The sequence below is a fragment of the uncultured Rhodospira sp. genome (assembly GCF_937138205.1).
GTDB lineage: Bacteria > Pseudomonadota > Alphaproteobacteria > Rhodospirillales > Rhodospirillaceae > Rhodospira.
Genome location: NZ_CAKZOT010000059.1, coordinates 76,967 through 101,519 on the forward strand (window position 1 = coordinate 76,967; position 24,553 = coordinate 101,519).

Sequence of the window (24,553 nt, forward strand, 5' to 3'; positions counted from 1 at the left end):
GGTTCGGTGTGGGTTCCGGTCCGACCGTCGGCACCCGACCCGCCTTCCATCAGGGGACTCCCTTCATCATGCACGCCTACCGCACGCACACCTGCGGCGCACTCCGCCGCGCCGACGTGGGCCAGACCGTCCGCCTGTCCGGCTGGATCCACCGCAAGCGTGATCACGGCAACCTGCTGTTCGTGGACCTGCGCGATCATTTCGGCCTGACCCAGTGCGTGCTGGACATCTCGTCGGAGGTGTTCCCGACGCTGGAGGCGGCGCGCGTCGAAAGCGTGATCACGGTGACCGGCCGGGTCATCGCCCGCTCGGACGAGACCATCAACCCGCGCCTCCCCACCGGCGAGATCGAGGTGGGCGTGGACGCGGTCGAGGTGCAGTCCACCGCCGACGTGCTGCCCATGCAGGTGGCCGGCGAGCAGGAGTTCCCCGAGGATCTGCGGCTGACCTATCGCTTCCTCGACCTGCGGCGCGAGCAGATGCACCGCAACATCGTGCTGCGCTCCCAGGTGATCCAGTCGATCCGCCGGCGCATGGTGGAGCAGGGGTTCCTGGAGTATCAGACGCCCATCCTGACGGCGTCGAGCCCCGAGGGTGCCCGCGACTTTCTCGTGCCGTCGCGGCTGCACCCGGGCAAGTTCTACGCCCTGCCGCAGGCGCCGCAGCAGTTCAAGCAGTTGATGATGGTGGCCGGCTTCGACCGCTATTTCCAGATCGCGCCGTGCTTCCGCGACGAGGACAGTCGCGCCGACCGCTCGCCCGGCGAGTTCTACCAGCTCGACTTCGAGATGAGCTTCGTCACCCAGGAGGACGTGTTCGCGGCCATTGAGCCCGTTCTGGCCGGCGTGTTCGAGGAGTTCGCCGACGGTCGGACGGTGACCAAACCGCCGTTCCCTCGGATTCCCTATGACGAATCAATGCTGAAGTACGGCTCGGACAAGCCGGACCTGCGCAACCCGCTGATCATCCAGGATGTGACCGAACACTTCCGGGGCGGCGGCTTCGGCCTGTTCGCCAAGCTGATCGACGGCAAGGGCGCGGTCGTGCGCGCCGTCCCGGCGCCGGGCGCGGCGGACCGGCCGCGCGGCTGGTATGACAAGCTGAACGACTGGGCGCGCGACAACGGCGCCGGCGGCCTGGGCTACATCATCTTCGGGGCCGAGGGGCCGAAGGGGCCGATCGCCAAGAACCTGGAGGCCGATCGGGTCGAGGCCCTGCGCGCGCAGATGGATCTGAAGGCCGGCGACGCGGTGTTCTTCGCCTGCGACAAGCCGTTGCCGGCCGCCAAGTTCGCCGGTCTGGTCCGCACCAAGATCTGCGCCGAACTGGAGATGCTGGAAACCGGCGAGTTCCGCTTCTGCTGGACCGTGGACTTCCCCATGTTCGAGCTGAACGAGGACACCGGACAGGTGGAGTTCAGCCACAACCCGTTCTCCATGCCGCAAGGCGGGCTGGAGGCGCTGGAGACCATGGATCCGTTGGAGATCAAGGCGTTCCAGTACGACATCGTCTGTAACGGCGTCGAGCTGTCGTCCGGGGCGATCCGGAACCACCGCCCCGACATCATGTTCAAGGCGTTCGCGATCGCCGGGTACGAAAAGGAGCACGTCGAGGAACACTTCGGCGGAATGCTCAACGCCTTCCGTTACGGCGCGCCGCCGCACGGCGGATCGGCGCCCGGCATCGACCGCATCGTCATGCTGCTGGCCGACGAGCCGAATATCCGCGAGGTGATCGTCTTCCCCATGAACGGACAGGCGCAGGACCTGTTGATGCAGGCGCCCAGCGCGGTCAGCGAAAAGCAGCTCAAGGAGTTGCACATCAAGCTCGACCTGCCGAAGCCGAAGCCCAAACCGCAAACCGGGGGCGGCGGCTGAGACACGGCCCGCCGGCGCGAGCGAGACGTTTTGTCGCCATAGCGGACCGGATATGCGCGCCCTGGTGATGACTCGACAGGCGGTCACGGCGTAAGATCAGTGTCACGGAGGGGGCTGTTACAGGGTTCACGCTGTGGGGACCCCTCGCGACCACGACCAATCGTGTCGGTTTTCGCCGGAGGGAAAGGGTGACCCATGGCTTTGCTGGAATGGTCGGATGATCTGAGCGTCGGATACGGTCCCATTGACGAGCAACACAAGAAGCTGATCGACCTGTTCAACGATCTGGACGCGGCCATCGGCTCCGGTCAGGCGGTGGACGTCATCGGCGGTTTCCTGGAGGAGCTCATTGACTACACCGCGTGGCATTTCAGGAGCGAAGAACGGCTGATGGAGGCGCACGGCTACCCCGATGCGTTGGCGCACAAGGTGCAGCACGTGGACTTGACCGAACAGGCCGAGGATTTGCAGCAACGCTTCCTGGACGGCGACCACGATCTGGCCGATACGCTGGTGCCATTCCTGAAGGACTGGCTGACCAACCATATCATGCAGGTCGACAAGCAATTGGGCGCGTTCCTGGCGGCCAAGGCGGCGTAGGGTCGGACCCTGGAGCCGGAAACGGTGGGATCCCGGTCCAAGACCGGCTGGGCGGTCCTGTCGCGCCTTGACCGCGCGATGGTGCGTGCCCATCCTGAGCCCTCAAGCAGGACGCCAATAGCAGGACGCCAATAAGGGTCCCCGATGCACGCAACCCTCTCCAGTAAGGGCCAAATCACGGTGCCGAAGGCGTTGCGGGACAGGCTGCGCCTGAGCCCAGGGGACCGTGTCGCCTTCGTTCTCGACGATGACGGGTCCGTTCGGATCGTGCCCAAGCCCAATTCTGTGCGGGATCTCAAGGGCTGTCTGCCGCGTCCGGCGGCACCGGTCTCCCTGGAGGACATGGACCGGGCCATCGCGGATGGTGCGGCGTCCGAAGGATGATCGCGCTCGATACCAACGTCCTTGTTCGGTATGTCACACAAGACGACCCCGTCCAGGCGGTAGTGGCGACGCGGATCATCGAAAAAGAGTGCACACCTGACGCTCCGGGATGGATTTCCCTCGTCGTGCTGTGCGAACTGGTCAGGGTGTTGTCTCGCGCTTATCGGTACGACAAGGGTCGTATCGCCGACCTGCTGGAACGCCTGCTGAACGCGGCGGACTTGGCCACGGAGCGGGACGAGGTGGCCCGCGCCGCCTTGCGGGCGTGGCGGACAAGCGGGGCCGATTTCGCCGACCACGTAATTCTGGCAAGCGCCCAGGTCACCGGTGCGTTGCCGCTCGTCACTTTTGACCGACGCCTCGCGGCGCATCCGAATGGTGTGCTTGCGTCGGATCTTGACGCTGAGTGATGGGCGGCCCTTTCCGTGTGGCCTTACACATTCAACAACAAATACTCCCGCTCCCAGCTTGAAATGACATGCTGGTAGGCGTCCCACTCCGCCCACTTGACGCTGGTCAGGACCTTGGTGAAGTGCTCGCCCAGCACGTCCTGGAGCGCCTTGGCGCGGGCGAAGCGCTCGATGGCGTCGGGCAGGTGGCGGGGCAGGGCGTGGGCGCGCGAATAGGCGCTGCCCTTGATGGGCCGGCTCGGCTCCAGGTGTTCGATCATGCCCAGGTAGCCGCAGGCCAGCGAGGCGGCGATGGCCAGGTAGGGGTTGGCGTCGGCCCCGGACAGCCGGTTCTCGACCCGCCGGTTGGCGGCGTCGGAGTACGGCACCCGCAGCGAGACCGTGCGGTTGTCATACCCCCAGTGCATGTTGATCGGCGCCCCCCAGTCGGGCACCAGCCGGCGATAGCTGTTCACGTTGGGGGCCAGCAGCAGCAGGGCTTCCGGCAGGTGGCGTTGCAGGCCGGCGATGTGCCAGCGGAACAGGTCGCTGTCCGCGCCGTCGGCGTCGGCGAACAGGTTTCGCCCGGCCGGGTCCGTCTCGACGATCGACTGGTGGATATGCATGGACGAGCCCGGCTGACCCTCCAGCGGCTTGGCCATGAACGTGGCATAGACCCCGTGCGACAACGCGGCTTGCCGAACCGTCCGTTTGAACAGGAAGACCTGATCGGCCAGCGCCAGCGGGTCGCCGTAATTGAAGTTGATCTCCATCTGTGCGGCGCCGCCCTCGTGATGGAGGGTATCGACGTCCAGGCCCTGCGCCTCGCAATGGTCGTAGATGTCCTCGAACAGGGGATCGAACTCGTTGACGGCGTCGATGCCGTACGCCTGGCTGCCGGTCTCGGCGCGGCCCGAGCGGCCTTTCGGCGGCTCCAGCGGATAGTCCGGGTCGTCGTTCATCTTGACCAGGAAGAACTCCAACTCCGGCGCCACGATGGGGTGCCAGCCCCGCTCGGCATACAGCCCGAGGACCCGTTTCAGGACATGGCGGGGCGCGGCCGCCACCGGCTCGCCGGAACGATACACGCAGTCGGTGATGACCTGGGCCGTGGGCTCCTCGTACCACGGCACCATGCGCACCGTGGTCGGGTCCGGCACCAGGAACATGTCGCGGTCCTCGATGTCGACCGGGTCATCCTCGGGATAGCCGCCGGTGACCGTCTGGATGAACACGGACTCGGGCAGCCGCAGCCCCTTGTCCCGCAGGCTGGACAGGAACTTGTGCGCCGGCAGGATCTTGCCGCGCGGAATGCCGGACAGGTCGGAGACCATGCATTCGACCTCGGTGATGCCGCGCAGGCGCACCCATTGCTCCAGGGCCACGAGATCGCCCGGGCCGGGGCGATCCTCGGCCGGCGGCAGGTCGTGGCCCGACAAGGGCTGGTCCGGCATGATCCCGGGGACGGCGGCGGGCGGGTCGGACGAGGGGGGCACGGACGGTCCCTTCCGGTCATGGCGGGGGCGGGGGCGGGGTGGTGCGTCCGGCGGAGTCTACCCGTTCCCCTGGTTGGCGCAAGTCAGGGACGCGGCGCGGCTTGCCGGCGGTCGCGATCCCAGCGTCGCGTTCCGGTCGAGTCTGACCGGCGGGCAATGCAATTCTCGGCGCCGCGCGACCGGCCCATATTGGAGGTGGACTTGCCAAGGTGCCCCGGCTTGGGCACCATCCCGCGCGGCTGGCCGAATGCCAGCCGTGGAGCGTTGGCCGTGACCCCGCGCGGTCGCTCACGGCGGCGCGCTCACCGGTCTCAGACCGTGAAGGAACGCGATCGATGACCCTCAAGGATATTCTGGTGCACCTGGACAACTCGTCGCACTGCCGGGCGCGGGTGGATGCCGCCGCCGGGCTGGCGCAGCGGCATGGGGCCCATCTGACCGGCCTGTTCGTGCGCACCACCCCCCACGTGCCGCAGTTCGTGATGTCGCAGCTTGGTCCCGAGGTGGCGCAGGCGCAGCGCAAGTTCGCCGACGAGGCGGCGGGCAAGGCGCGGACGGTGTTCGACGACGCCGTGGCCGGCCTGGACATCACCACCGAGTTCCGGGACCCCGAAGGCGAGTTGTTGGACATGCTGGTCCTGCACGCCCGCTATGCCGATCTGGTGGTGGTGGGCCAGTACGACCGTCGTGACGACAACATGGCCGACGAGCGCGAGGCCGCCGACCACGTGATCATGGACTCGGGCCGTCCGGTCCTGGTCATTCCGTATGCGGGCGCGTACCCGACCATCGGCGAGACGGTCATGGTGGCCTGGAACGCCAGCCGCGAGGCCACCCGCGCCGTCAGCGACGCGTTGCCCATCCTGCGCCTGGCCAAGGAAGTGCACGTCCTGGCCGTCAATCCGCGCCGCAACGGGGTGAACGGCCACGGTGATATCCCCGGCGCGGACATCGCCACCCACCTCGCGCGGCACGGCGTCAACGCCATCGCCGAGCACGTGGTGGCGCGCGACGTGGACGCCGGCAACATGCTGTTGTCGCGGGCGAGCGACCTGAACGCGGATCTGCTCGTCATGGGCGCCTACGGACGGTCGCGGTTGCGCGAACTGGTGCTCGGTGGTGCGACGTGGCACATCCTGCACCACATGACCGTGCCCGTCTTGTTGGGGCACTGATCCGACCGCCGTCAAAGCGCGGATCACAAGCCGCCCTTGACGATGGAGGCCATCAGTTTGCGGGCCTCGGCGCTGGCGCCCATGTCCTCCAGGATCATGTAGTAGCCCTGGGCGACGGTGGCCTTCATGGCCGGCAGCGTCGAGCGGGGATCGTTGTGGAGCATCGCGCGCGCCCGGTTCAGGTCGTGCAGGGCCAGGGCGAACTTCTCCAGGTACTTGGCCTTCAGATCCTCGACGCCGGCCCGGGTGCGGTTGAGGTCGCGGCGCAGGCCGTCGCGGTCCGCGCGCAGGGCCTCGACGGACCGTTGCGCCTCGTCGCGCTCGGCCTCGACGCGGGCCAGCGCGGTTCGCGCCTCGGTCAGGGTTTCCTTGGTCTTTGCCAGTTCGACGTTCGTGCGCGCCTGGTGACGTTCACGATTCACCAGGACCTTGTTCATGCGGTTCATGGCCTGGCGTTGGTCGCGGATGGTGCCCAGGGCCTCGGCCATCTGCGCGTTGAGCGCCCGCATGTCGCGGCGCGTTTCGGCCAACAGCGCCGTATCGTCGAGGCCGCCGGCGGCCATGATGTGCCGGACCCGGCGGAACATGCGCACGTAACCGGCGATCAGCGCCGTCTGAACCGGCACCTCCGGCAGGATGCCGGCGGCCAGCAGGCGCGCGCGCCGCGCGCGGTCCGCGCCCAGGGCGGCGACCGCGCCCTTCAGCGTGTCCTCGAGGGCGTCGTCGCCCACCCCGGCCGTGAGTTCGGCCCAAACACGGATCACCTCCGGTTGGCGCGGATCGCCAAGGGGATGGACGCCGCCGGCCCCGTCGTCAAGGGCTTGGTCGAGCGCCTGGGCGAGGGTCGAGACCGTGGTGGGCGGTTCGCGGGTCGGGTCAGTCGGCATCACCTTGGCTCTTGCTGCGGGCGCGCATGACCTCGCTCTCCAGCTCGGCGATGTAGCGTGAGGCTTGATCGAGGAGGTCGTTGAGGCGGCGGTTTTCCGTGCGCAACTGTGCCACGATTCGGCTGGCGTACAGCGCGCTCCGAAGCGGATCGTCGGCATCGGCCGCCGCCGGGCCGGCGGCCCGCTGCACCGCCTGGCCGTTTCCGGGTGGCGGTTCACGCTCGGCGAATGTCTGCACCGAAACCGTGCCCCCCAGCACGTCCTCGATGGAGCCGCCGGCGTCCTCCAGGTGGGCGCGCGCGCGGTCCAGGGCGCTCAACGCCTCGGCGCCATCCGCGCGCAGGGCGAGGGCCATGATCTTGCGAAACCGCTCGCGGTCGAAACGGGACCAGTCCATTGATTTTCCAAGGTTTTGACAGGGTGTGCAGGGGTCCGCCGGGGTTGCGGACGCCGCGCGCGCCCATTGTGACGGATGCGGTGGAGTGCGTCGAGGGTGAGGTCGGCTCCTGTCCTCTCGACACGGGGTTGACGTTTACGTAAACTGCGGCCATGAGCAACGACCCAGAAGACCGGACGTACAGCATCGCCGACCTGGCCCACGAGTTCGGGGTCACGGCCCGTGCCATCCGGTTCTACGAGGACAAGGGCCTTCTGTCTCCCCGCCGCGAGGGGCAGCGGCGCATCTTCACGGAACGCGACCGTGTGCGCCTGCTGCTGATCGTGCGGGGCAAGCGCCTGGGCTTCTCGCTGAGCGAGTGCCAGGACATCATCGACATGTACGGCGCCGAGCCGACGGAAGGCGCACAGCTTCGCCGCCTGATCGATACGATCCGCCAACGGCGGGAGTCGCTGCTGGAGCGCATGGAAGACATGCGCCTGACCCTGGACGAACTGGACCAAGTGGAGACGCAGGCGCAGCGCATCCTTGACGGTGTCAACGGCGAGCCAGCGGTGGCGCAAGGTCATACCCGGCCCGCGCGCGAGACGGTCGTTTCCGCGTGCCGCGCCGCACGAAGGTGACGGGTCCGACGTTGGCACCGGGCTGCCTATTTAGAGTTCGTGAACTTCGCGATGTGGGTGTCCAGAAGATCCGAGTTGTTCGTGATCTGAGCCAGGTCTTCCGCTGCCTTGACCGACCCGCGATCCTTCAGGGCGTTAAAGTCGAACATCATCAGGCGCAGGGCCTTGGCGCCCTCGGGGCTGCCGACGGCATTCTCGAAGAATTTGCGGCCGAACCCCTTTTTGTTCCACAGGCCCTCGAAGATAAAGAATACCTCGGCGATGCTGGGGCGGCGATTCTCGGGCAGGTTGGCCCGATCCCGCGGTGACAGCAGGAACAGGGACACGACGGCCTCTTCCGTCAGATAGTCGATGTAGCGTTGGCAGAACAGCGTCATCTGCTCGACGCAGGCCTGGCGTGGCGCGACGTCGAGATCGCGGAGCTTGCGCACGGCCTCGCCGAACACGGTCAACAAGGCGGCCGGGCGCTCCAGCAAGTGGCCGAACTCGCTGCCCAGAACGCTCCGCAAGGTGCGAATATCCGTGGAATACACGGGGTTTTTGACCGGCGGCAGGCCCCGACGCTCGCGTTCCTCGTTGACCCGGTGGGTGATGTCGTGGAGGTCCCAGGCCCCGACGGCGTGCACGGCCTCCGGCGACGACAGTTGGAGCACCTCGGGACCAATGTCGCGCGCCTGTTCCGGAACGGTGAACGCGTCCGCCAGGGCCTTCAGGATCTCCGGGTCGAGGCCCATCAGACGGGGGAACTCCTGGTCCATGGATTCGCGCAAGGCGACCATGACGGCCGGGCGGAACCGGGACAGGCCGTCCAGCATGGCCTCGTCGGTCTGGAACAGAGCCTTGGAGGCGTTGCCTTCGAACCCCCGGATCAGTTCGTTGATCACCAGGGTCTGCATCGACGCGATGTAGCGCAACCGGGGCAGCTTGCTGGCATCGGTGATGTCCTTGACGATGCGGTCATAGACCTTCGGCGAGCGGCGGAGAATCAGGCGGGCCGCCCGGTCCACGAAATAGTGGCGGACGTGATCGACCGAGTATCCGCAGGCCGGCACGATGACCTTGCCGCGCGACGGCGGGATCAGCTTGCCGTTGCCGGCGCGCAGGGCGATGGCCCCGGACGCCCAGGCCGTGTCGAACACGCTCAGGCCGCGTTCGATCGCGCGATCGTCGTTGACGGCGGTTTCGAACGGGGTTCCATCCAGAAGAAGGCCGCCCTCCTCGCCGTCGCCCTTGTGGGTCGCGCGCTCGACTTGGCACAAAGTCGGATACAGGGTGGCCACCGCGCGCACCATGCGCAGGTCGCGCTGGCGGCCCCCGCGCGCGTCGAGGCCCCTGGCCATACCGCGCAGAAAGCCGGGCACGGTCGCAACCCAGCGGCTGTCGCCGTGGCTTTCTTCGATGGTCAGTCGTTCCTGTGCTTCGCCCATGAGGGATTCTCACTCTGGGAGCGGGCGCGGTCGCCGCACCGTGTCAGTTTGGTTATAACGGAAACGGGAGCCTAAAACAAAATGCCTTCCAAAGCGTTTCCGTCCGGTCTTCAGGTTCGGCTTTGAGTGATGGGGCGGCGCCGTTCGTGTTGACGTTTACGTAAACGTCATATACGGTGGCGCATAGAATAACCGCGGGCCACGACCGGCCGTGCCGCCGGGCTGTCGGGCCGCCTGCCGCACCGTTTGAGGAGACGCCCTCGTGATCAGCTATCCCGCCCTCAACTTCGATCTTGGCGAAACCGCCGACATGATCCGGGACACCGTGGCCGCCTTCGCCGCCGAGGAGATCGCGCCGCGTGCCGCCGACATCGACCAGAGCAACCTGTTCCCGGCCGACCTGTGGCGCAAGTTCGGCGATCTCGGCCTGCTGGGCATCACCGTCGACGAGGAAGACGGCGGGTCCGGCCTGGGCTACCTGGAACACATGATCGCGGTTGAGGAGATCAGCCGCGCGTCGGCGTCGGTGGGGCTATCGTATGGCGCGCACTCCAACCTGTGCGTCAACCAGATCCGTCGCAACGGCACCGCCGAGCAGAAGGCGCGCTATCTGCCCAAGCTGATCTCGGGCGAGCACGTGGGCGCCCTGGCCATGAGCGAGCCGGGCTCGGGCTCCGACGTGGTCAGTATGCGCACCCGGGCGGTGAAGAAGGGCGACCGCTACATCCTCAACGGCAACAAGATGTGGATCACCAACGGCCCCGAGGCCGATACCCTGGTGGTCTACGCCAAGACGACGCCCGACGCCGGGCCGAAGGGCATCACCGCGTTCCTGATCGAGAAGGGCTTCAAGGGCTTCTCGACCGCGCAGAAGCTGGACAAGCTGGGGATGCGCGGGTCCAACACCTGCGAACTGGTGTTCGAGGACTGCGAGGTGCCGGAAGAGAACATTCTGGGTCAGCTCGACAAGGGTGTCCGCGTGCTGATGAGCGGCCTGGACTACGAGCGCGCCATCCTCGCCGCCGGGCCGCTGGGCATCATGGACGCCTGCATGGACGCGGTGTTGCCCTACGTCCACGAACGCAAGCAGTTCGGCCAGCCCATCGGCGAATTCCAGCTCATGCAGGGCAAGCTGGCCGACATGTACACCACCATGAACGCCGCCAAGGCCTATGTGTACGCCGTCGGCAAGGCCTGCGACCGGGGCGAGACCACCCGCAAGGACGCCGCCGGGGCCATCCTGTTCGCCGCCGAGAAGGCCACCTGGATGGCGCTGGAGGCGATCCAGTGCCTGGGCGGCAACGGCTATATCAACGAGTACCCGACCGGCCGCCTGCTGCGCGACGCCAAGCTGTACGAGATCGGCGCCGGCACCAGCGAAATCCGCCGGATGCTGATCGGCCGCGAACTGTTCGCCGAGACGGCGTGAGGCGCTTGTGACCAACCCCCTCGCTGATCACGTCGCCGCGCACGGCGCCCGCCTGCTGTTCGCCTGTCGCGTGGGCGAGGCGGTGGAGGGCACCGTGGCCGCGCCCAACCGGCCGGCCGCGCCCGGTGTGCGGTTCGTCTACGTGCGACCGGCGGACTGGTACCTGACCCTGGCCGAACGGCCGGACACGCTGGACGGTCCCGACCCGGACACCTGGGGGTGGGACCTGCGCAAGGGGCTGCGGCTGTTGTTGCGCTCCAACCCGATGGTCTGGTCGTGGCTGGCCAGCCCGGCCGTGCTGTATGATCCGGAGGGACTGGGCGAGGCCCTGCGATCGCTGGCGCACGAGGGGTATTCGCGCCGTGTCCTCGGCCATGCCTTGTGGGACGAGGCGCGCAAGGCCCTGACCGCCTTTCTCGATCGGGGCGAGGCCATGACGGCCACCAAGTCGCTGAAGGCGGCGCGGGCGCTGTTGGCGCTGCGCTGGCTGGAGCGGGGCGGGGCGCTGCCGCCGCTGCCGCTGGACGCGCTGATGGACCCGCCGGGCCTGCCCGACGATGCCCGGGCGGAGATCAATGCCCTGCGCACCACGCCCGTGGAAAGCCACCCGGCCCTGTATCGCTGGATCAACGCCGAACTGGACAGCGCCGCCGAGCGCTGCGCCGCCCTGCCCGAGGGCGCGCCCGACCCGGCGGCGGCCGATGCCCTTTACCGCCTCTATGTGATCGGAAACAATGGCGCCTCGTCGGCCGGAGCGGGACCGGACCGGGCGGACAAACAGCAGAACCCCGCACAGGGAGAGTCACCATCGTCATGAGTCAAGATCCCATCGTCATCGTCGGTGCCGCGCGGACCCCCCTGGGCGGGTTTCAGGGCGAACTGGCCGGCGTGTCCGCCCCCGACCTGGGAGGCCACGCCATCAAGGCCGCCATGGATCGCGCCGGCGTCGACGCCGATGACGTGACCGGCGTCCACATGGGGTGTGTCCTGCCGGCCGGGCTCGGCCAGGCGCCGGCGCGTCAGGCGGCCCACGCGGCCGGTCTGCCCTGGTCCGTCGTCTGCACCACGGTCAGCAAGGTGTGCGGGTCGGCCATGAAGGCCACCATGGTCGCCCACGACGAACTGGCCGTCGGCTCCGCCGATGTGCTCGTCGCCGGCGGCATGGAGAGCATGACCAACGCGCCCTACCTGCTCGACAAGGCTCGGGGCGGCTACCGTCTGGGGCACGGCCAGGTGCGCGATCACATGTTCCTCGACGGCCTGGAGGACGCCTACGACCCGGGGCGCCTGATGGGCACCTTCGCCGAGGACTGCGCCACGCACTACCAGTTCACCCGCGAGGAGCAGGATGCCTTTGCCATCTGCTCGCTGGAGCGGGCGCAGAAGGCCACGGCCGATGGCGTGTTCGCCAAGGAGATCGCGCCGCTGACGGTGCGCGTCGGCAAGGGCTGTGAAGAGGTGATCGAGACGGACCAGAACCCGCGCCTGGCCCGCGTCGAGAAGATCCCGACGCTCAAGCCCGCCTTTCGCGAGGGTGGCACGGTGACCGCCGCCAACAGCTCCAGCATCTCCGACGGGGCCGCCGCGCTGGTGATGACGCGGGCGTCGGTGGCCGAGGCCAAGGGGTGGGCGCCGGTGGCCCGTGTCGTCGGTCATGCCAGCCACGCGCGCGAACCGCACTGGTTCACCACCGCGCCCATCGGGGCCATCGAGACGCTGCTGGAGCGCATCGGCTGGACCGTCGACGACGTCGACCTGTGGGAGGTCAACGAGGCCTTCGCCGTCGTCACCATGGCGGCCATGCGTGACCTGGACATCCCGCAGGACACAATGAACGTGCACGGCGGCGCCTGCGCCCTGGGTCATCCCATCGGCGCCTCGGGCGCGCGAATCATCGTCACGCTACTGAACGCGCTGCGGGAACACGGCCAGCGCCGGGGCGTTGCCTGCCTGTGCATCGGCGGCGGCGAGGCCACGGCCGTGGCGGTCGAACTGATGCCCTGAGGCGAGCGCCGCCGTTACGGTTTCTCATGACAGACGGGAGGTTCTGATGCCCACCGTATTCATCACTGGGGCCAGTCGCGGGCTCGGCCTGGAGTTTGTCCGTCAGTACAAGGCCGACGGCTGGGACGTCATCGCCACCTGCCGCGACCCCGAGCGGGCGCCCGATCTCAACGCCACCGGCGCCGAGGTGTTCCCGCTGGACGTGACCGACGACGCGGCCCTGGCGTCCCTTGGGCGCACGCTGGCCGGCCGGACCATCGACGTCCTCATCAACAATGCCGGCATCTATCCGCTGAAGGGCTCGCAAGGGTCGTTCGGCGACATCCCGGCGGATCCGTGGATGGACTGCCTGCGCACCAACGTTGTCGCGCCGTGGAAGGTGGCCGAGACCTTCGTCGGCAATCTGGAGAAGGCCGACCGGCCGGTGCTGGCCACCATCTCGTCGAAGATGGGCAGCATCGGCGACGCCGCGTCACCGGGTTCCGTGGTCTACCGCTCGTCCAAGGCGGGCGCGAACATGGTGGTCAAGGGGCTGGCCATCGAACTGGGGCCGCGCGGCATCATCTGCATCGCCTTCCATCCCGGGTGGGTGAAGACCGACATGGGCGGCCCGCACGCCCTGATCACGCCGGAGCAAAGCATCACCGGGCTGCGCGGCCTGATCGCGGCGGCGACCCCGGCCGATAACGGTCGTTTCCTGGCTTATGATGGGCAGGAGGTGCCCTGGTAACCGGGGCCAGGGCCAGGGAAACGGGGGGGATCCGCCAATGCCAGAGCCGATTGACTTCCATTTCGACTTCTCGTCGCCCTATGGCTACGTGGCTGCGCACCTGATCGAGCCACTGGCGCAACGCCACATCCGCTCGGTGACGTGGCGGCCGACGCTTCTCGGGCCGGCGATGAAGGTTTCGGGCAATCAGCCGTTGGCGGATCAGCCCCTGAAGGGCCAGTACATGCGCCACGACGTGCCGCGCCTGTGCCGCCGGCACGGCATTCCCTTCGCGTGGCCGGAGCCGTTCCCCATCGCCACCGTGGCCCCGGCGCGGGCGGTGTACTGGCTGTGGGACCGCGATCCGGACCAGGCGGTCGCCTACGCCAAGGCCGCCTATCGCGCCTATTTCGCCGACGGCCGCGCCATCGGCGACACGGACGTCGCGCTGGCCGTGGCGGCCGAGCAGGGCCTCGACGCCGAGGCGCTGGCGGCGGCGCTCCAGGATCAGGCCGTGAAGGACCGGACCAAGGCGGCCGTCGAGGCGTCCATCAAGCTGGGCGTGTTCGGCTCGCCGTTCTTCTTCGTCGACGAGGAACCGTTCTGGGGTGTGGACCGCCTTCCCCTGATGGACGAGTGGCTGGCGCGGGGGGGATGGTGATGGGGCGGTCCGAACCAACGACACTGCGAACCCCGAGCCCGAGGCCGACCCCATGACCATCCTCAAGAGTTCGATCAGCACCCGCTCCGCCGAGTTCCGCGAGAACGCCGAGCACATGCGCACCCTCGTCGAGGACCTGCGCGCCAAGGTGGCTGTCATCAAGCAGGGCGGCGGCGAGCGCGCCCGCACCCGGCATCTGGACCGGGGCAAGCTGCTGCCGCGCGAGCGGGTGCGCACGCTGCTGGACGTGGGGTCGCCGTTCCTGGAGTTCTCCCAGTTCGCCGCCTGGGAGGTTTACGGCGACGATGTGCCGGCCGCCGGGATCATCGCCGGCATCGGCCAGGTGGAGGGCGTCGAGTGCGTCATCGTCGCCAACGATGCCACGGTGAAGGGCGGCACCTACTATCCGCTGACGGTCAAGAAGCACCTGCGCGCCCAGGAAATCGCGCTCGAGAACCACCTTCCGTGCGTCTATCTGGTGGAATCCGGCGGCGCCTTCCTGCCGCTTCAGGACGAGGTGTTCCCCGACAAGGATGACTTTGGCCGCATCTTCTTCAACCAGGCCAACCTGTCGGCCCAGGGCATCCCGCAGATCGCCGTGGTGATGGGCAGTTGCACGGCCGGCGGCGCCTACGTGCCCGCCATGTGCGACGAAAGCATCATCGTCCGCAACCAGGGCACCATCTTCCTGGGTGGGCCGCCGCTGGTGAAGGCGGCGACGGGCGAGGTGGTCACGGCGGAAGACCTGGGTGGCGCGGACGTGCACTGCCGCACCTCGGGCGTCACCGACCATTACGCCCAGGATGACACCCACGCGCTGCATTTGGCGCGCCGGGTGGTGGCCAACCTGAACCGGCGCAAGCGGGTCGACCTTGACATCCGCGCGCCCGAGGACCCGGTGTACGATCCAGCCGAGGTCTTCGGCGTGATCCCCAAGGACACGCGCAAGCCCTATGACGTACGCGAGGTGATCGCCCGGTTGGTGGACGGCTCGCGCTTCGACGAGTTCAAGGCGCTGTACGGCCAGACGCTGGTGACGGGCTTCGCCCGGATCATGGGCTATCCGGTGGGCATCGTCGCCAACAACGGCATCCTGTTCTCGGAAAGCGCGCTCAAGGGCGCTCACTTCGTCGAGTTGTGCAACCATCGCGGCATTCCGCTGATCTTCCTGCAGAACGTCACCGGTTTCATGGTGGGGCGGAAGTACGAGAGCGGCGGCATTGCCCGCGACGGCGCCAAGATGGTGACGGCGGTGTCGTGCGCCGCCGTGCCGAAGTTCACCGTCATCATCGGCGGCAGTTTCGGCGCCGGCAATTATGGCATGTGCGGTCGGGCCTACGGGCCGCGCCTGCTGTGGATGTGGCCCAACGGGCGGGTCTCGGTGATGGGCGGCGATCAGGCGGCCAACGTGCTGGCGCAGGTGCGGCGCGACGGCCTGGAGGCCCAGGGCAAGGACTGGCCGGCCGAGGACGAGGAGGCCTTCAAGGCGCCCATCCGCGCGCAGTACGAGACCCAGGGCCATCCGTACTACGCCTCCGCCCGGCTGTGGGACGACGGCATCATCGATCCGGCCGAAACGCGCATGACGCTGGCGTTGGGCATCTCGGCGTCGCTGAACGCGCCCATCGGCGAGACGAAGTACGGCGTGTTCCGGATGTAAGGCCAGGAACGTAGGGTGCGCTCGACGGCCGCGAAGCGGCCGGCAGCGCACCGGCTGCCGGCCCAATGGTGCGCTGCCCGCCTCTTCGAGGCGGCCGAGCACACCCTACAGGTTATGCCAGCTAAGGTCACACCACGCAAACGGCCGAGGATTCGATGATCGACCCGCAGAATTCCCTACGCATCGACCGCGACGACCGAGGCGTGGCCACGGTCACCTTGACCAGGCCCGCCGTCCACAATGCCTTCGACGACGGCCTGATCGCGCGGCTGACGGAGGTGTTCACGACCCTTGGCGCCGACGCGGTGGTGCGCGTGGTCGTGCTGGCGGCCGAGGGCAAGAGCTTTTCCGCCGGCGCCGATCTCACCTGGATGCAGCGCATGGCCGGCTATTCGCGCGCGGAAAACCTCGCCGACGCCAAGGGACTGGCGGCGATGCTGGAGGCCATCGACGCCTGCCCGAAACCGACCGTGGCCCTGGTGCAGGGGCCGGCCTTCGGCGGCGGCGTCGGGCTTGTGGCCGCCTGCGACATCGCCATCGGCACCGCCGACGCGGCGTTCTCGCTGTCCGAGGTCAAGCTCGGCATCATTCCGGCCGTGATCAGCCCCTATGTGCTGGCGGCCATCGGGCCGCGCGCCTGCCGGCGGTACATGCTCACTGGTGAGCGCTTCGACGCCGAGGAGGCGCACCGTCTGGGCCTGCTGCACGAGGTGGTGGGGCGCGAGGAACTGGTGGGCGCGGGTGAGGTAATGATCGCCGCCCTGTTGAAGGCCGGCCCCTTGGCGCAGGCCGCCGCCAAGGATCTGCTCCGCGCCGTCTCCCACCGGGCGCCCGACGCGGTGGCCGACGACACCGCCGCGCGCATCGCCGACATCCGCGCGTCGGCCGAGGGGCAGGAGGGCCTGACGGCCTTCCTGGAGAAACGCAAACCGGCCTGGATCAAGGAGTAGCCGGGGCATGTTCAGCACCATCCTCATCGCCAATCGGGGCGAGATCGCCTGTCGCGTGGCTCGCACCTGTCGCCGCATGGGCATCAAGACCGTTGCCGTCTACTCCGACGCCGACGCGGCGGCGATGCACGTGGCGCTCTGTGACGAGGCGGTCCGGCTGGGGCCGCCGCCGGCGCGCGAGTCCTATCTGCGCGGCGACGCCATCCTGGAGGCGGCGCACCGCACCGGGGCCGAGGCGATCCATCCCGGCTACGGCTTCCTGTCGGAGAACGCCGGGTTCGCCCGCGCCTGCGCCGAGGCCGGCATTGTCTTCATCGGGCCGACGCCGGAGGCGATCGAGGCCATGGGCTCCAAATCCGAGTCCAAGCGGTTGATGGAGCGGGCCGGCGTGCCGCTTGTGCCGGGCTACCACGGCGCCGAACAATCGATGGAGGCCCTGCGCGCGGCGGCGGCGGAGATCGGCTACCCGGTCCTGGTCAAGGCCTCGGCCGGTGGCGGCGGCAAGGGCATGAGGGTGGTGGCCACGCCGGACGCCCTCGACGCCGCGATCGAGGGCGCGCGCCGCGAGGCGGCCAACGCCTTCGGCGACGAAACCCTGCTGATCGAAAAGTACCTGGACGCGCCGCGCCATGTGGAGATGCAGGTGTTCGGCGACACCCACGGCACCGTCGTGCATCTGTTCGAGCGCGACTGTTCCATCCAGCGCCGCCACCAGAAGGTGCTGGAGGAGGCGCCGGCGCCGAACCTGCCGGCCGAGACCCGTACCGCCATGGGCGCGGCCGGTGTCGCGGCGGCCAAGGCCATCGGCTATGTCGGCGCCGGGACCGTGGAATTCCTCTATCAGGATGGGGCGTTCTACTTCATCGAAATGAACACCCGCCTGCAGGTCGAACACCCGGTGACGGAGATGATCAGCGGCCAGGATCTGGTCGAATGGCAGCTTCGGGTGGCCGCCGGGCAGCCCTTGCCCCTGTCGCAGGAGGCCTTGGTCCCGACCGGTCACGCCATCGAGGCGCGCGTGTACGCCGAGGACCCGGCCAACGAGTTCCTGCCGTCGATCGGCCTGTTGCGGCACCTGCGTCCGCCCGCCGAGGGGCCGCATGTGCGGGTTGATACCGGCGTGCGCGAGGGCGATCGGGTCTCCATGCACTACGATCCCATGATCGCCAAGCTGGTCGTCTGGGACTCCGACCGCGCGGCGGCCCTGCGGCGGTTGCGGGGGGCGCTGGAGGCCTATCAGGTCGTCGGCGTGGCCACCAACCTGGCGTTCCTCGCAAGCATCGCGGCGCATCCCGCCTTTGCCGCGGGCGAGGTCGGCACCGGCTTCATCGAGGCCCATACGCCGGATCTGTTCCCCGAGGCGGTGCCCGCCGACGACGGAGTCCTGGCGCTGGCGGCGCTTGATGTTCTGCTGCGACGGCAGGACGACGCGGCGGCCGCCGCCGCGCGCTCCGGTGATCCGTTCTCGCCGTGGCACGCCACGAACGGCTGGCGGCTCAACGACGACAATTACCAGCGCATGGTGTTCCTGGACGATGGCGCGGCGCGCGGGGTCACGGTCCACTACCGGCCCGAGGGCTACCGCCTGGACCTGCCCGGCGGATCGGTGATGGCGCGTGGGGAAATCGACGCCGACGGCGCCCTGATCTGCGACATCGACGGCTTCCGCCGCCGCGTCGCGGTGGTGCGTCAGGGGCTCGACTTGGTCATTCTGGACCGGGGCCGCCAGCACCGGCTGACACTCGACGATCCGGCCACGCGGGCGGCCGAGGGTGACCAAGGCGGCGGCGGCCTGGTGGCGCCCATGCCGGGCAAGATCGGCCGCGTGTTCGTCGAGGCCGGCCAGGTTGTGGAAAAGGGCGCCGCACTGGTGATATTGGAAGCCATGAAGATGGAGCATACGATTGTCGCGCCGGAGCACGGAACGGTGACGGTGGTCCACTTCGCCACCGGCGATCAGGTTGACGATGGCGCCGCGCTGCTGGAGTTCGAACCGGGGGGAGAGTGAGCCATGGCCCAGGGGCATCCGGATGTGGCCGACGTGATGGTGGCGTTCGCGCGGTGTGTCCGCGATGTTCAGACCCTGGCCCGACGGCTTGGCTATCTGGCGGCGAGCGTCGAGGAAATCGTCGAGGACGCCCGCGACTTCCACGGAACCGTGGAGTCATTGGTCGGCGTGCCGCCGGCCCCGGGGCCTTCGAGACGGGTGCGGGCGGCCATGACCGACGAGGACCGCCAGCTTCTGAACCAAACCCGGGGCGTGCGCGATATGCTGGTCTACGATTTTTTTCTTGATCATAGGCTTGAGGACGCGGACGGCGGGGCCGACGCGGCGGTTCTGACGCGGGGCATGGCGGTTCTGGAGGCCGCTGGCGAGACGGTGCGGCGGGCGTTGGATCTGGCCGACCGTCTCGAGGGGGCGCTCGCCCAGGACGAGCGCGTGTGATCGCCGGACGGCAACGCGACCGGCGGGACATTCGATGACAATGGTAGCGAGGCGCCGATGCTGCCCGGCAGTGTGAAACTGGTCGAGGTGGGGCCGCGCGACGGCCTGCAGAACGAGCCAAAGGCGGTGCCCACCGCCACAAAGGTGGAGTTGATCGAGCGTCTGGGCGCCGCCGGCCTGTCGGTGATCGAGGCGGGCAGTTTCGTGTCTCCCAAGTGGGTGCCGCAGATGGCGGACACGGCCGACGTGTTGGCCTCGGTCGCGCGCCGGCCCGGGGTGTCCTATCCGGTGCTGGTGCCGAACATGAAGGGCCTGGAGGCGGCGTTGGCCGCGCCCGGTGTCGAGGAAATCGCCGTGTTCGGGGCGGCGTCCGAGACCTTTTCCCAGCGCAACACAAACTGCTCGATCGACGAAGGGCTGGCGCGCATGGCCGAGGTGACGGCGGCGGCGCGGGCGCGCGGGCTGCGGGTGCGGGGATACGTTTCGTGTGTGCTCGGATGCCCTTATGAGGGAGATGTCGCGACGGCGGTTGTCACGCGCGTTGCGGATGCTATGTTTAACATGGGTTGTTACGAGATCTCGCTCGGTGACACCATAGGCACAGGAACGCCGCTGGCGGCTCAATCCGTGGTTGATGCGGTGAGTGAACGGGTTCCCCGGGATCGTTTGGCGGCGCATTTCCATGACACGTATGGTCAGGCGCTGGCGAACATCCTGGCCGTCATGGAACGCGGAGTCGGGATCGTCGACAGCTCCGTCGCGGGCCTGGGCGGGTGCCCCTACGCCAAGGGGGCGAGCGGGAACGTGGCGACCGAGGATGTGTTGTACATGCTGAACGGCATGGGCATCCGCACCGGGGTGGACATGGACGCGTTGCTTCAGGCGAGCGCCATGATCTCCCAGGCGTTGGATCGCGTGCCGGCCTCCCGGGTGGCCAGGGCTCTGGGTGCTCGGAAGGATTAGTCGGGGAGATTAGTCGAGTAAGGGGTGGTTGGTTCCCCTTCAGTCCGCGAGGGCTCCCGACAGCGTAAATTTGGACGAACGTGGTCTCTGTAACGTCGTGCCAAAGGAAAAGGGATGGAACAAGCTTACAGTCTGGAACGCCTGAACTTTCTCATCGTCGACGACAACAAACATATGCGGGCCCTCGTCAAAACGATCCTGTACGCATTGGGATCGAGACAGGTGCGCGAGGCTGGTGACGGCGCGGACGCGTTCAAGGAACTGCGCCACTTCCCGGCGGATATCATCATCTGCGACTGGAACATGTCACCCCTCGATGGGCTCGACTTCGTGCGCTTGGTGCGCACCGGCAAGGACAGCCCGAACCCCTTCGTGCCCATCATCATGCTGACCGGGTTCACGGAGATGTTCCGGGTGGTGGACGCCCGTGATGCCGGCGTGCACGAATTCCTGGCCAAGCCGATCTCGGCCAAGTCATTATATTCGCGGATCAAGGCGATCATCGATCGGCCGCGCCCGTTCGTCCGTACCAAGACATATTTCGGTCCGGACAGGCGACGGCGGACGATCGATTGGAAGGGTGCCGAGCGGCGCAAGGGGGCCAAGACCGTGGTGTCGACCCCGGAACCTGACGTGGCGGCGGCGGCGTCGCTGTCTCAGGAAGAGGTCGAGGCCCTGTTGCGCGGCGTGTGACCGTCGGTCGGAGACGAGCACGGGAGATGGTGATGGGTAAGGGCGACAATCGGGATGAGTCGGGCGCGACCTTCGTGAGGCCCCCGGATACCCTGTCGACGAAGGTCCGGATGGGTGCGGGCGGCGTGGATTCCGCGGTGCTGGACAAGGCCGAGGCGCTGATTGCCAGCCTCAGGGATGACTATCTCACCTGGGCAGCGGAGGACGTGACGCGACTCGAAGACGCCATGGCGCGGTTCGACGCCGGGACCGACGATGTCGAAACGGCGCGGCAGGATCTGTTCCGCACGGCCCACGACATGAAGGGGCAAGGCGGCAGTTTCGGCTATGAACTCGTGACCGAGGTCGGCGACCGTCTGTGCCGGCTTTTGGAGGCGATCCACGGCCCCCCGACTCCGGAGCAGCGGGAGGCCGCCGCCCTGCATGTGGAAGCCATGCGTCTGGTCATCGCCCAGCGCTTGGAGGGGGACGGCGGCACCTCCGGCGCGGCGTTGGTCTCCGGCCTTGAACGAATCGTGCGCAAGATGAACCCGTGACCCTTGTATGGCGCAGGGATTGCGTGACGACCTGACGTTGATCGGCGTCACGGTGTGGGCTCGCGCGACTCGATCGACGCGAGGGGGTTCGGTGTGCCCTGTGGTTGGGGGAGCGGTGGGCCGCTTGCGAGCCTCAAAGTGGGGTCCCATATCGAAGCAGTCGGCCGGTTTCACGCGGTTCTTGACGGCGGACGCGATGGGGCTTTGTCGGCCCTGTTGCAAGGCCGTACAATGGAGATCATCAGGCCACCGCGACATGGCGCATACGTCGGCGGATGGTCAGTGCACGGCAGGCTGTGGCCGTGGTGGAGAAAGGCACATCGAGCTTGGGGATTCGGAAGCGGAACCAGCCCATGACTGTTCCAACACGGGGATCGGATGCCGGAGGCGGTAAAGAGGGCGGCGGCGGCCCGGCCACGGGTGTCGTGATCAAGACACGGCCGAAGACCAAGAAACCGGCCATGTACAAAGTGTTGATGCTGAACGACGATTACACGCCGATGGAATTCGTCGTTATGGTTCTCGAGCGGTTTTTCGGAAAGAACCATGAAGAAGCCACGCGAATCATGCTGCACGTTCATCAGAGGGGGGTTGGCATCTGTGGCGTCTACACCTACGAGGTTGCCGAAACCAAGGTAACCCAGGTGATGGACTTGGCGCGCAGGAATCAGCACCCGTTGCAGTGCACCCTGGAGAAGGAATAGCGGCCCATGCTCTCCCGCAATCTGGAAATGAGCCTTCATCGTGCACTGGCGTTGGCTGCCGAGCGCAATCATGAGTACGCGACGCTTGAGCATCTTCTGCTGGCCCTGGTCGACGACCAGGACGCGACGGCCGTCCTGAAGGCCTGTTCCGTCGAGGTGGAGCGGTTGCGGGAGCAACTGACCACTTTTGTGGACAACGAACTGAATGGCCTGGTGGTCGATCGCCTCGACGGCGATCCGAAACCGACCGCCGGGTTCCAGCGCGTGGTGCAGCGGGCGGCGATCCATGTGCAAAGCTCCGGGCGCGAACAGGTCACCGGTGCGAATATCCTGGTGGCCATTTTCGCCGAGCGGGAATCGCACGCCGTCTACTTCCTGCAGACGCAGGACATGACCCGTCTGGACGCCGTGAACTACATCTCGCACGGCATCGCCAAGGCGCCCGAGAAGACCGAGACCCGCCCACCCCAGGGGGCCAGCGAAGGGTCCCGCGAGGAAGAGGTGGTCAAGAAGGGCCAGGAGGCGCTGGACGCCTACTGCGTCAACCTCAACCGGAAGGCGGCCGACGGCCGCATCGATCCGCTGATCGGCCGCGACCTGGAGGTCGAGCGGACCATTCAGATCCTCTGCCGTCGCACCAAGAACAACCCGCTGCTGGTGGGCGATCCCGGGGTCGGCAAGACGGCCATCGCCGAGGGCCTGGCCAAGCGGATCGTCGAGGACGAGGTGCCGGTGGTCCTGCGCGAGGCCACGATTTTCGCCCTGGATATGGGCGCGCTCCTGGCCGGTACCCGCTACCGTGGTGATTTCGAGGAACGCCTGAAGGCGGTGATCAAGGAACTGGAGGCCTTCGACGGCGCCATCCTGTTCATCGACGAAATCCATACGGTGATCGGCGCCGGGGCGACCTCCGGCGGGTCGATGGACGCGTCCAACCTGCTCAAGCCGGCGCTGGCCGCCGGGGGGCTGCGCTGCATCGGCTCGACGACCTACAAGGAATTCCGCAACCACTTCGAAAAGGACCGGGCGCTGGTGCGCCGGTTCCAGAAGATCGACATCAACGAGCCGAGCCTGGACGACGCCATCAAGATCGTCACCGGCCTCAAGCCGTACTACGAGGACCACCACCGCGTCCGCTACACGAACGATGCCGTGCGGGCGGCGGTGACGCTGTCCTCGAAGTACATCAATGACCGCAAGCTGCCGGACAAGGCCATCGACGTCATCGACGAGGTGGGCGCGGCGCGGATGCTGGTGCCGGAAAGCCGCCGGCGGAAGACGGTCAACGTCAAGGATATCGAGGAGATCATCGCCAAGATCGCCCGGATCCCGCCGAAAACGGTCTCGCGCAACGATCAGGCCGCGCTGGCCAATCTGGAACGCGACCTGAAGACCATGGTGTTCGGCCAGGAGGGCGCGATCGATGCCCTGTCCAGCGCCATCAAGCTGGCGCGGGCGGGCTTGCGCGAGCCGGAAAAGCCGATCGGCTGCTATCTTTTCTCTGGCCCGACCGGCGTCGGCAAGACCGAGGTGGCGCGCCAGTTGTCGCGCACGCTGGGCGTCGAACTGGTCCGCTTCGACATGAGCGAGTACATGGAGCGCCACTCGGTCTCCCGCCTGATCGGGGCGCCGCCCGGCTACGTGGGCTTCGATCAGGGCGGCCTGCTGACCGACGCGGTCGACCAGCACCCCTACAGCGTGCTGCTGCTCGACGAGATCGAAAAGGCCCACCCGGACCTGTTCAACATCCTGCTGCAGGTGATGGACCACGGCAAGCTGACCGACCACTCGGGCAAGACGGTCGATTTCCGCAACACCATCCTGATCATGACCACCAATGCCGGGGCGCAGCAACTGGCCAAGGCGGCGATCGGCTTCAACCGCTCGGACCGACAGGGCGAGGACCAGGAGGAAATCGAGCGCATGTTCTCGCCCGAGTTCCGCAACCGCCTGGACGCGGTCATCCCGTTCGCCAGTCTGGACGGTGAGGTGGTCGGCAAGGTGGTGGACAAGTTCATCATGGAACTGGAAGCCCAACTGGCCGACCGTGATGTCGTCATCGAGCTGTCGGAAGAGGCGCGCAAGTGGCTGGCCCGCAAGGGCTACGACAAGCTGATGGGGGCGCGTCCGCTGGGCCGCGTCATACAGGACAGCATCAAGAAACCGCTGGCCGAGGAGCTGCTGTTCGGGCGTCTGACCAAGGGCGGCCTGGTGCGCGTCACGATCGTCGACAACGTGCCGGCGTTCGAGATCGAACCGTCGAAGGATGGGCCGAAGGGTGGCTCTTCCGGCTCGCCGGGTGACGGCGGAGAACCGCGCGACGGCGGCCACGGGCGGACTCCGGAACTGGTGGAGTAAGGCCGGGCGACCGAAGTCATGACTCCTACCCATTTGCCGGGCGCGGTGCCGGCGCGGGAGATCCCTCGGCTCGCTTCGCTCGCTCGGGATGACGGTTTTCTTTAAAAAACAAATACATACGTCATCCCGAAGTAACCGGGGCAAAAGTCCGGGCGGTCAGGCCTGGCAGCGCGCCGCGACCAGGT

Annotated in this window: 24 protein-coding genes; 20 read left to right on the plus strand and 4 right to left on the minus strand. The window is 67.5% G+C overall.

The window, feature by feature from the left end; translation table 11 throughout:
- Positions 1-68: 68 nt before the first annotated feature.
- The 4 genes from aspS to Q0309_RS08625 all read left to right on the plus strand — a co-directional run bounded on the left by aspS (position 69) and on the right by Q0309_RS08625 (position 3,271).
- Positions 69-1,877 (plus strand): aspartate--tRNA ligase, encoded by a 1,809-nt coding sequence (aspS, locus tag Q0309_RS08610; protein WP_299439565.1) that lies wholly within the window; start codon positions 69-71, stop codon positions 1,875-1,877.
- A gap of 195 nt (positions 1,878-2,072) precedes the next feature.
- A complete protein-coding gene (locus Q0309_RS08615; protein WP_299439567.1) occupies positions 2,073-2,477 on the plus strand; it encodes a bacteriohemerythrin in 405 nt (134 codons plus the stop codon).
- A gap of 144 nt (positions 2,478-2,621) precedes the next feature.
- A complete protein-coding gene (locus tag Q0309_RS08620; RefSeq protein ID WP_299439569.1) occupies positions 2,622-2,861 on the plus strand; it encodes an AbrB/MazE/SpoVT family DNA-binding domain-containing protein in 240 nt (79 codons plus the stop codon).
- Positions 2,858-3,271, plus strand: coding sequence for a PIN domain-containing protein (locus Q0309_RS08625; protein WP_299439572.1), 414 nt, complete (start codon positions 2,858-2,860; stop codon positions 3,269-3,271). Before Q0309_RS08620 ends, Q0309_RS08625 begins: the two co-directional genes overlap by 4 nt.
- A 23-nt stretch (positions 3,272-3,294) precedes the next feature.
- Here Q0309_RS08625 and Q0309_RS08630 read toward each other — a convergent pair whose 3' ends face one another.
- Positions 3,295-4,584: a glutamine synthetase family protein gene (locus Q0309_RS08630; RefSeq protein WP_299439610.1), complete on the minus strand. Its 1,290-nt coding sequence runs from the start codon at positions 4,582-4,584 to the stop codon at positions 3,295-3,297.
- Between the two features lie 497 nt (positions 4,585-5,081).
- Here Q0309_RS08630 and Q0309_RS08635 point away from each other — a divergent pair, with 497 nt between their 5' ends.
- On the plus strand, positions 5,082-5,921 hold the full coding sequence (locus Q0309_RS08635; RefSeq protein WP_299439574.1) for a universal stress protein: 840 nt from the start codon (positions 5,082-5,084) through the stop codon (positions 5,919-5,921).
- Positions 5,922-5,944: 23 nt separating this feature from the next.
- Here the strand turns inward: Q0309_RS08635 and Q0309_RS08640 are convergent, their stop codons facing one another.
- Positions 5,945-6,808, minus strand: coding sequence for a hypothetical protein (locus Q0309_RS08640; protein ID WP_299439576.1), 864 nt, complete (start codon positions 6,806-6,808; stop codon positions 5,945-5,947).
- Positions 6,798-7,205, minus strand: a complete 408-nt coding sequence (locus Q0309_RS08645) for a hypothetical protein (protein ID WP_299439578.1) — start codon at positions 7,203-7,205, stop codon at positions 6,798-6,800. Before Q0309_RS08645 ends, Q0309_RS08640 begins: the two co-directional genes overlap by 11 nt.
- Before the next feature lie 152 nt (positions 7,206-7,357).
- Here Q0309_RS08645 and Q0309_RS08650 point away from each other — a divergent pair, with 152 nt between their 5' ends.
- Entirely contained in the window at positions 7,358-7,828 is a 471-nt protein-coding gene (locus tag Q0309_RS08650) for a MerR family DNA-binding transcriptional regulator (RefSeq protein ID WP_299439580.1), read from the plus strand.
- Between the two features lie 26 nt (positions 7,829-7,854).
- Here Q0309_RS08650 and Q0309_RS08655 read toward each other — a convergent pair whose 3' ends face one another.
- A complete protein-coding gene (locus Q0309_RS08655) occupies positions 7,855-9,255 on the minus strand; it encodes a hypothetical protein (RefSeq protein WP_299439583.1) in 1,401 nt (466 codons plus the stop codon).
- A 310-nt stretch (positions 9,256-9,565) separates the two neighbouring features.
- Between Q0309_RS08655 and Q0309_RS08660 the strand changes: the two genes are divergently transcribed.
- The 14 genes from Q0309_RS08660 (at position 9,566) to clpA (ending at position 24,368) form a co-directional block, all read left to right on the plus strand.
- Complete coding sequence (locus Q0309_RS08660) at positions 9,566-10,684, plus strand: isovaleryl-CoA dehydrogenase (protein ID WP_299439612.1); 1,119 nt, start codon at positions 9,566-9,568, stop codon at positions 10,682-10,684.
- Positions 10,685-10,691: 7 nt separating this feature from the next.
- The gene (locus Q0309_RS08665) at positions 10,692-11,501 is read left to right on the plus strand and encodes a nucleotidyltransferase domain-containing protein (RefSeq protein ID WP_299439585.1); all 810 of its coding nucleotides are present in this window, start codon (positions 10,692-10,694) and stop codon (positions 11,499-11,501) included.
- Positions 11,498-12,688 (plus strand): acetyl-CoA C-acyltransferase, encoded by a 1,191-nt coding sequence (locus Q0309_RS08670; RefSeq protein ID WP_299439586.1) that lies wholly within the window; start codon positions 11,498-11,500, stop codon positions 12,686-12,688. Before Q0309_RS08665 ends, Q0309_RS08670 begins: the two co-directional genes overlap by 4 nt.
- A gap of 46 nt (positions 12,689-12,734) precedes the next feature.
- Entirely contained in the window at positions 12,735-13,418 is a 684-nt protein-coding gene (locus Q0309_RS08675) for an SDR family oxidoreductase (RefSeq protein ID WP_299439587.1), read from the plus strand.
- Positions 13,419-13,455: 37 nt separating this feature from the next.
- The gene (locus Q0309_RS08680) at positions 13,456-14,058 is read left to right on the plus strand and encodes a 2-hydroxychromene-2-carboxylate isomerase (RefSeq protein WP_299439588.1); all 603 of its coding nucleotides are present in this window, start codon (positions 13,456-13,458) and stop codon (positions 14,056-14,058) included.
- 52 nt (positions 14,059-14,110) lie between these two features.
- A complete protein-coding gene (locus Q0309_RS08685; protein WP_299439589.1) occupies positions 14,111-15,718 on the plus strand; it encodes a carboxyl transferase domain-containing protein in 1,608 nt (535 codons plus the stop codon).
- A gap of 155 nt (positions 15,719-15,873) precedes the next feature.
- Positions 15,874-16,668, plus strand: a complete 795-nt coding sequence (locus tag Q0309_RS08690; protein ID WP_299439590.1) for an enoyl-CoA hydratase-related protein — start codon at positions 15,874-15,876, stop codon at positions 16,666-16,668.
- 7 nt (positions 16,669-16,675) lie between these two features.
- Positions 16,676-18,676 (plus strand): acetyl/propionyl/methylcrotonyl-CoA carboxylase subunit alpha, encoded by a 2,001-nt coding sequence (locus Q0309_RS08695; protein ID WP_299439592.1) that lies wholly within the window; start codon positions 16,676-16,678, stop codon positions 18,674-18,676.
- 3 nt (positions 18,677-18,679) lie between these two features.
- A complete protein-coding gene (locus tag Q0309_RS08700) occupies positions 18,680-19,114 on the plus strand; it encodes a hypothetical protein (protein ID WP_299439594.1) in 435 nt (144 codons plus the stop codon).
- A gap of 57 nt (positions 19,115-19,171) precedes the next feature.
- On the plus strand, positions 19,172-20,077 hold the full coding sequence (locus Q0309_RS08705) for a hydroxymethylglutaryl-CoA lyase (RefSeq protein WP_299439596.1): 906 nt from the start codon (positions 19,172-19,174) through the stop codon (positions 20,075-20,077).
- A 114-nt stretch (positions 20,078-20,191) separates the two neighbouring features.
- On the plus strand, positions 20,192-20,770 hold the full coding sequence (locus tag Q0309_RS08710; protein ID WP_299439598.1) for a response regulator: 579 nt from the start codon (positions 20,192-20,194) through the stop codon (positions 20,768-20,770).
- Between the two features lie 125 nt (positions 20,771-20,895).
- On the plus strand, positions 20,896-21,306 hold the full coding sequence (locus tag Q0309_RS08715) for an Hpt domain-containing protein (RefSeq protein WP_299439600.1): 411 nt from the start codon (positions 20,896-20,898) through the stop codon (positions 21,304-21,306).
- 353 nt (positions 21,307-21,659) lie between these two features.
- Positions 21,660-22,010, plus strand: coding sequence for an ATP-dependent Clp protease adapter ClpS (clpS, locus tag Q0309_RS08720; RefSeq protein ID WP_299439602.1), 351 nt, complete (start codon positions 21,660-21,662; stop codon positions 22,008-22,010).
- A gap of 6 nt (positions 22,011-22,016) precedes the next feature.
- Positions 22,017-24,368 (plus strand): ATP-dependent Clp protease ATP-binding subunit ClpA, encoded by a 2,352-nt coding sequence (clpA, locus tag Q0309_RS08725; protein ID WP_299439604.1) that lies wholly within the window; start codon positions 22,017-22,019, stop codon positions 24,366-24,368.
- Positions 24,369-24,553: the final 185 nt, after the last annotated feature.

Coding starts and splice junctions, on each gene's coding strand:
- Q0309_RS08630 (WP_299439610.1), bottom strand. CDS start 4,584: ATGGTCTCCGACCTGTCCGGCATTCCGCGCGGCAAGATCCTGCCGGCG.
- Q0309_RS08710 (WP_299439598.1), top strand. CDS start 20,192: ATGGAACAAGCTTACAGTCTGGAACGCCTGAACTTTCTCATCGTCGAC.
- clpA (WP_299439604.1), top strand. CDS start 22,017: ATGCTCTCCCGCAATCTGGAAATGAGCCTTCATCGTGCACTGGCGTTG.
- Q0309_RS08645 (WP_299439578.1), bottom strand. CDS start 7,205: ATGGACTGGTCCCGTTTCGACCGCGAGCGGTTTCGCAAGATCATGGCC.
- Q0309_RS08625 (WP_299439572.1), top strand. CDS start 2,858: ATGATCGCGCTCGATACCAACGTCCTTGTTCGGTATGTCACACAAGAC.
- Q0309_RS08670 (WP_299439586.1), top strand. CDS start 11,498: ATGAGTCAAGATCCCATCGTCATCGTCGGTGCCGCGCGGACCCCCCTG.
- Q0309_RS08685 (WP_299439589.1), top strand. CDS start 14,111: ATGACCATCCTCAAGAGTTCGATCAGCACCCGCTCCGCCGAGTTCCGC.
- Q0309_RS08700 (WP_299439594.1), top strand. CDS start 18,680: ATGGCCCAGGGGCATCCGGATGTGGCCGACGTGATGGTGGCGTTCGCG.
- Q0309_RS08680 (WP_299439588.1), top strand. CDS start 13,456: ATGCCAGAGCCGATTGACTTCCATTTCGACTTCTCGTCGCCCTATGGC.
- Q0309_RS08620 (WP_299439569.1), top strand. CDS start 2,622: ATGCACGCAACCCTCTCCAGTAAGGGCCAAATCACGGTGCCGAAGGCG.
- Q0309_RS08615 (WP_299439567.1), top strand. CDS start 2,073: ATGGCTTTGCTGGAATGGTCGGATGATCTGAGCGTCGGATACGGTCCC.
- Q0309_RS08690 (WP_299439590.1), top strand. CDS start 15,874: ATGATCGACCCGCAGAATTCCCTACGCATCGACCGCGACGACCGAGGC.
- Q0309_RS08650 (WP_299439580.1), top strand. CDS start 7,358: ATGAGCAACGACCCAGAAGACCGGACGTACAGCATCGCCGACCTGGCC.
- Q0309_RS08655 (WP_299439583.1), bottom strand. CDS start 9,255: ATGGGCGAAGCACAGGAACGACTGACCATCGAAGAAAGCCACGGCGAC.
- Q0309_RS08660 (WP_299439612.1), top strand. CDS start 9,566: ATGATCCGGGACACCGTGGCCGCCTTCGCCGCCGAGGAGATCGCGCCG.
- Q0309_RS08695 (WP_299439592.1), top strand. CDS start 16,676: ATGTTCAGCACCATCCTCATCGCCAATCGGGGCGAGATCGCCTGTCGC.
- Q0309_RS08635 (WP_299439574.1), top strand. CDS start 5,082: ATGACCCTCAAGGATATTCTGGTGCACCTGGACAACTCGTCGCACTGC.
- Q0309_RS08640 (WP_299439576.1), bottom strand. CDS start 6,808: ATGCCGACTGACCCGACCCGCGAACCGCCCACCACGGTCTCGACCCTC.
- Q0309_RS08675 (WP_299439587.1), top strand. CDS start 12,735: ATGCCCACCGTATTCATCACTGGGGCCAGTCGCGGGCTCGGCCTGGAG.
- clpS (WP_299439602.1), top strand. CDS start 21,660: ATGACTGTTCCAACACGGGGATCGGATGCCGGAGGCGGTAAAGAGGGC.
- aspS (WP_299439565.1), top strand. CDS start 69: ATGCACGCCTACCGCACGCACACCTGCGGCGCACTCCGCCGCGCCGAC.
- Q0309_RS08705 (WP_299439596.1), top strand. CDS start 19,172: ATGCTGCCCGGCAGTGTGAAACTGGTCGAGGTGGGGCCGCGCGACGGC.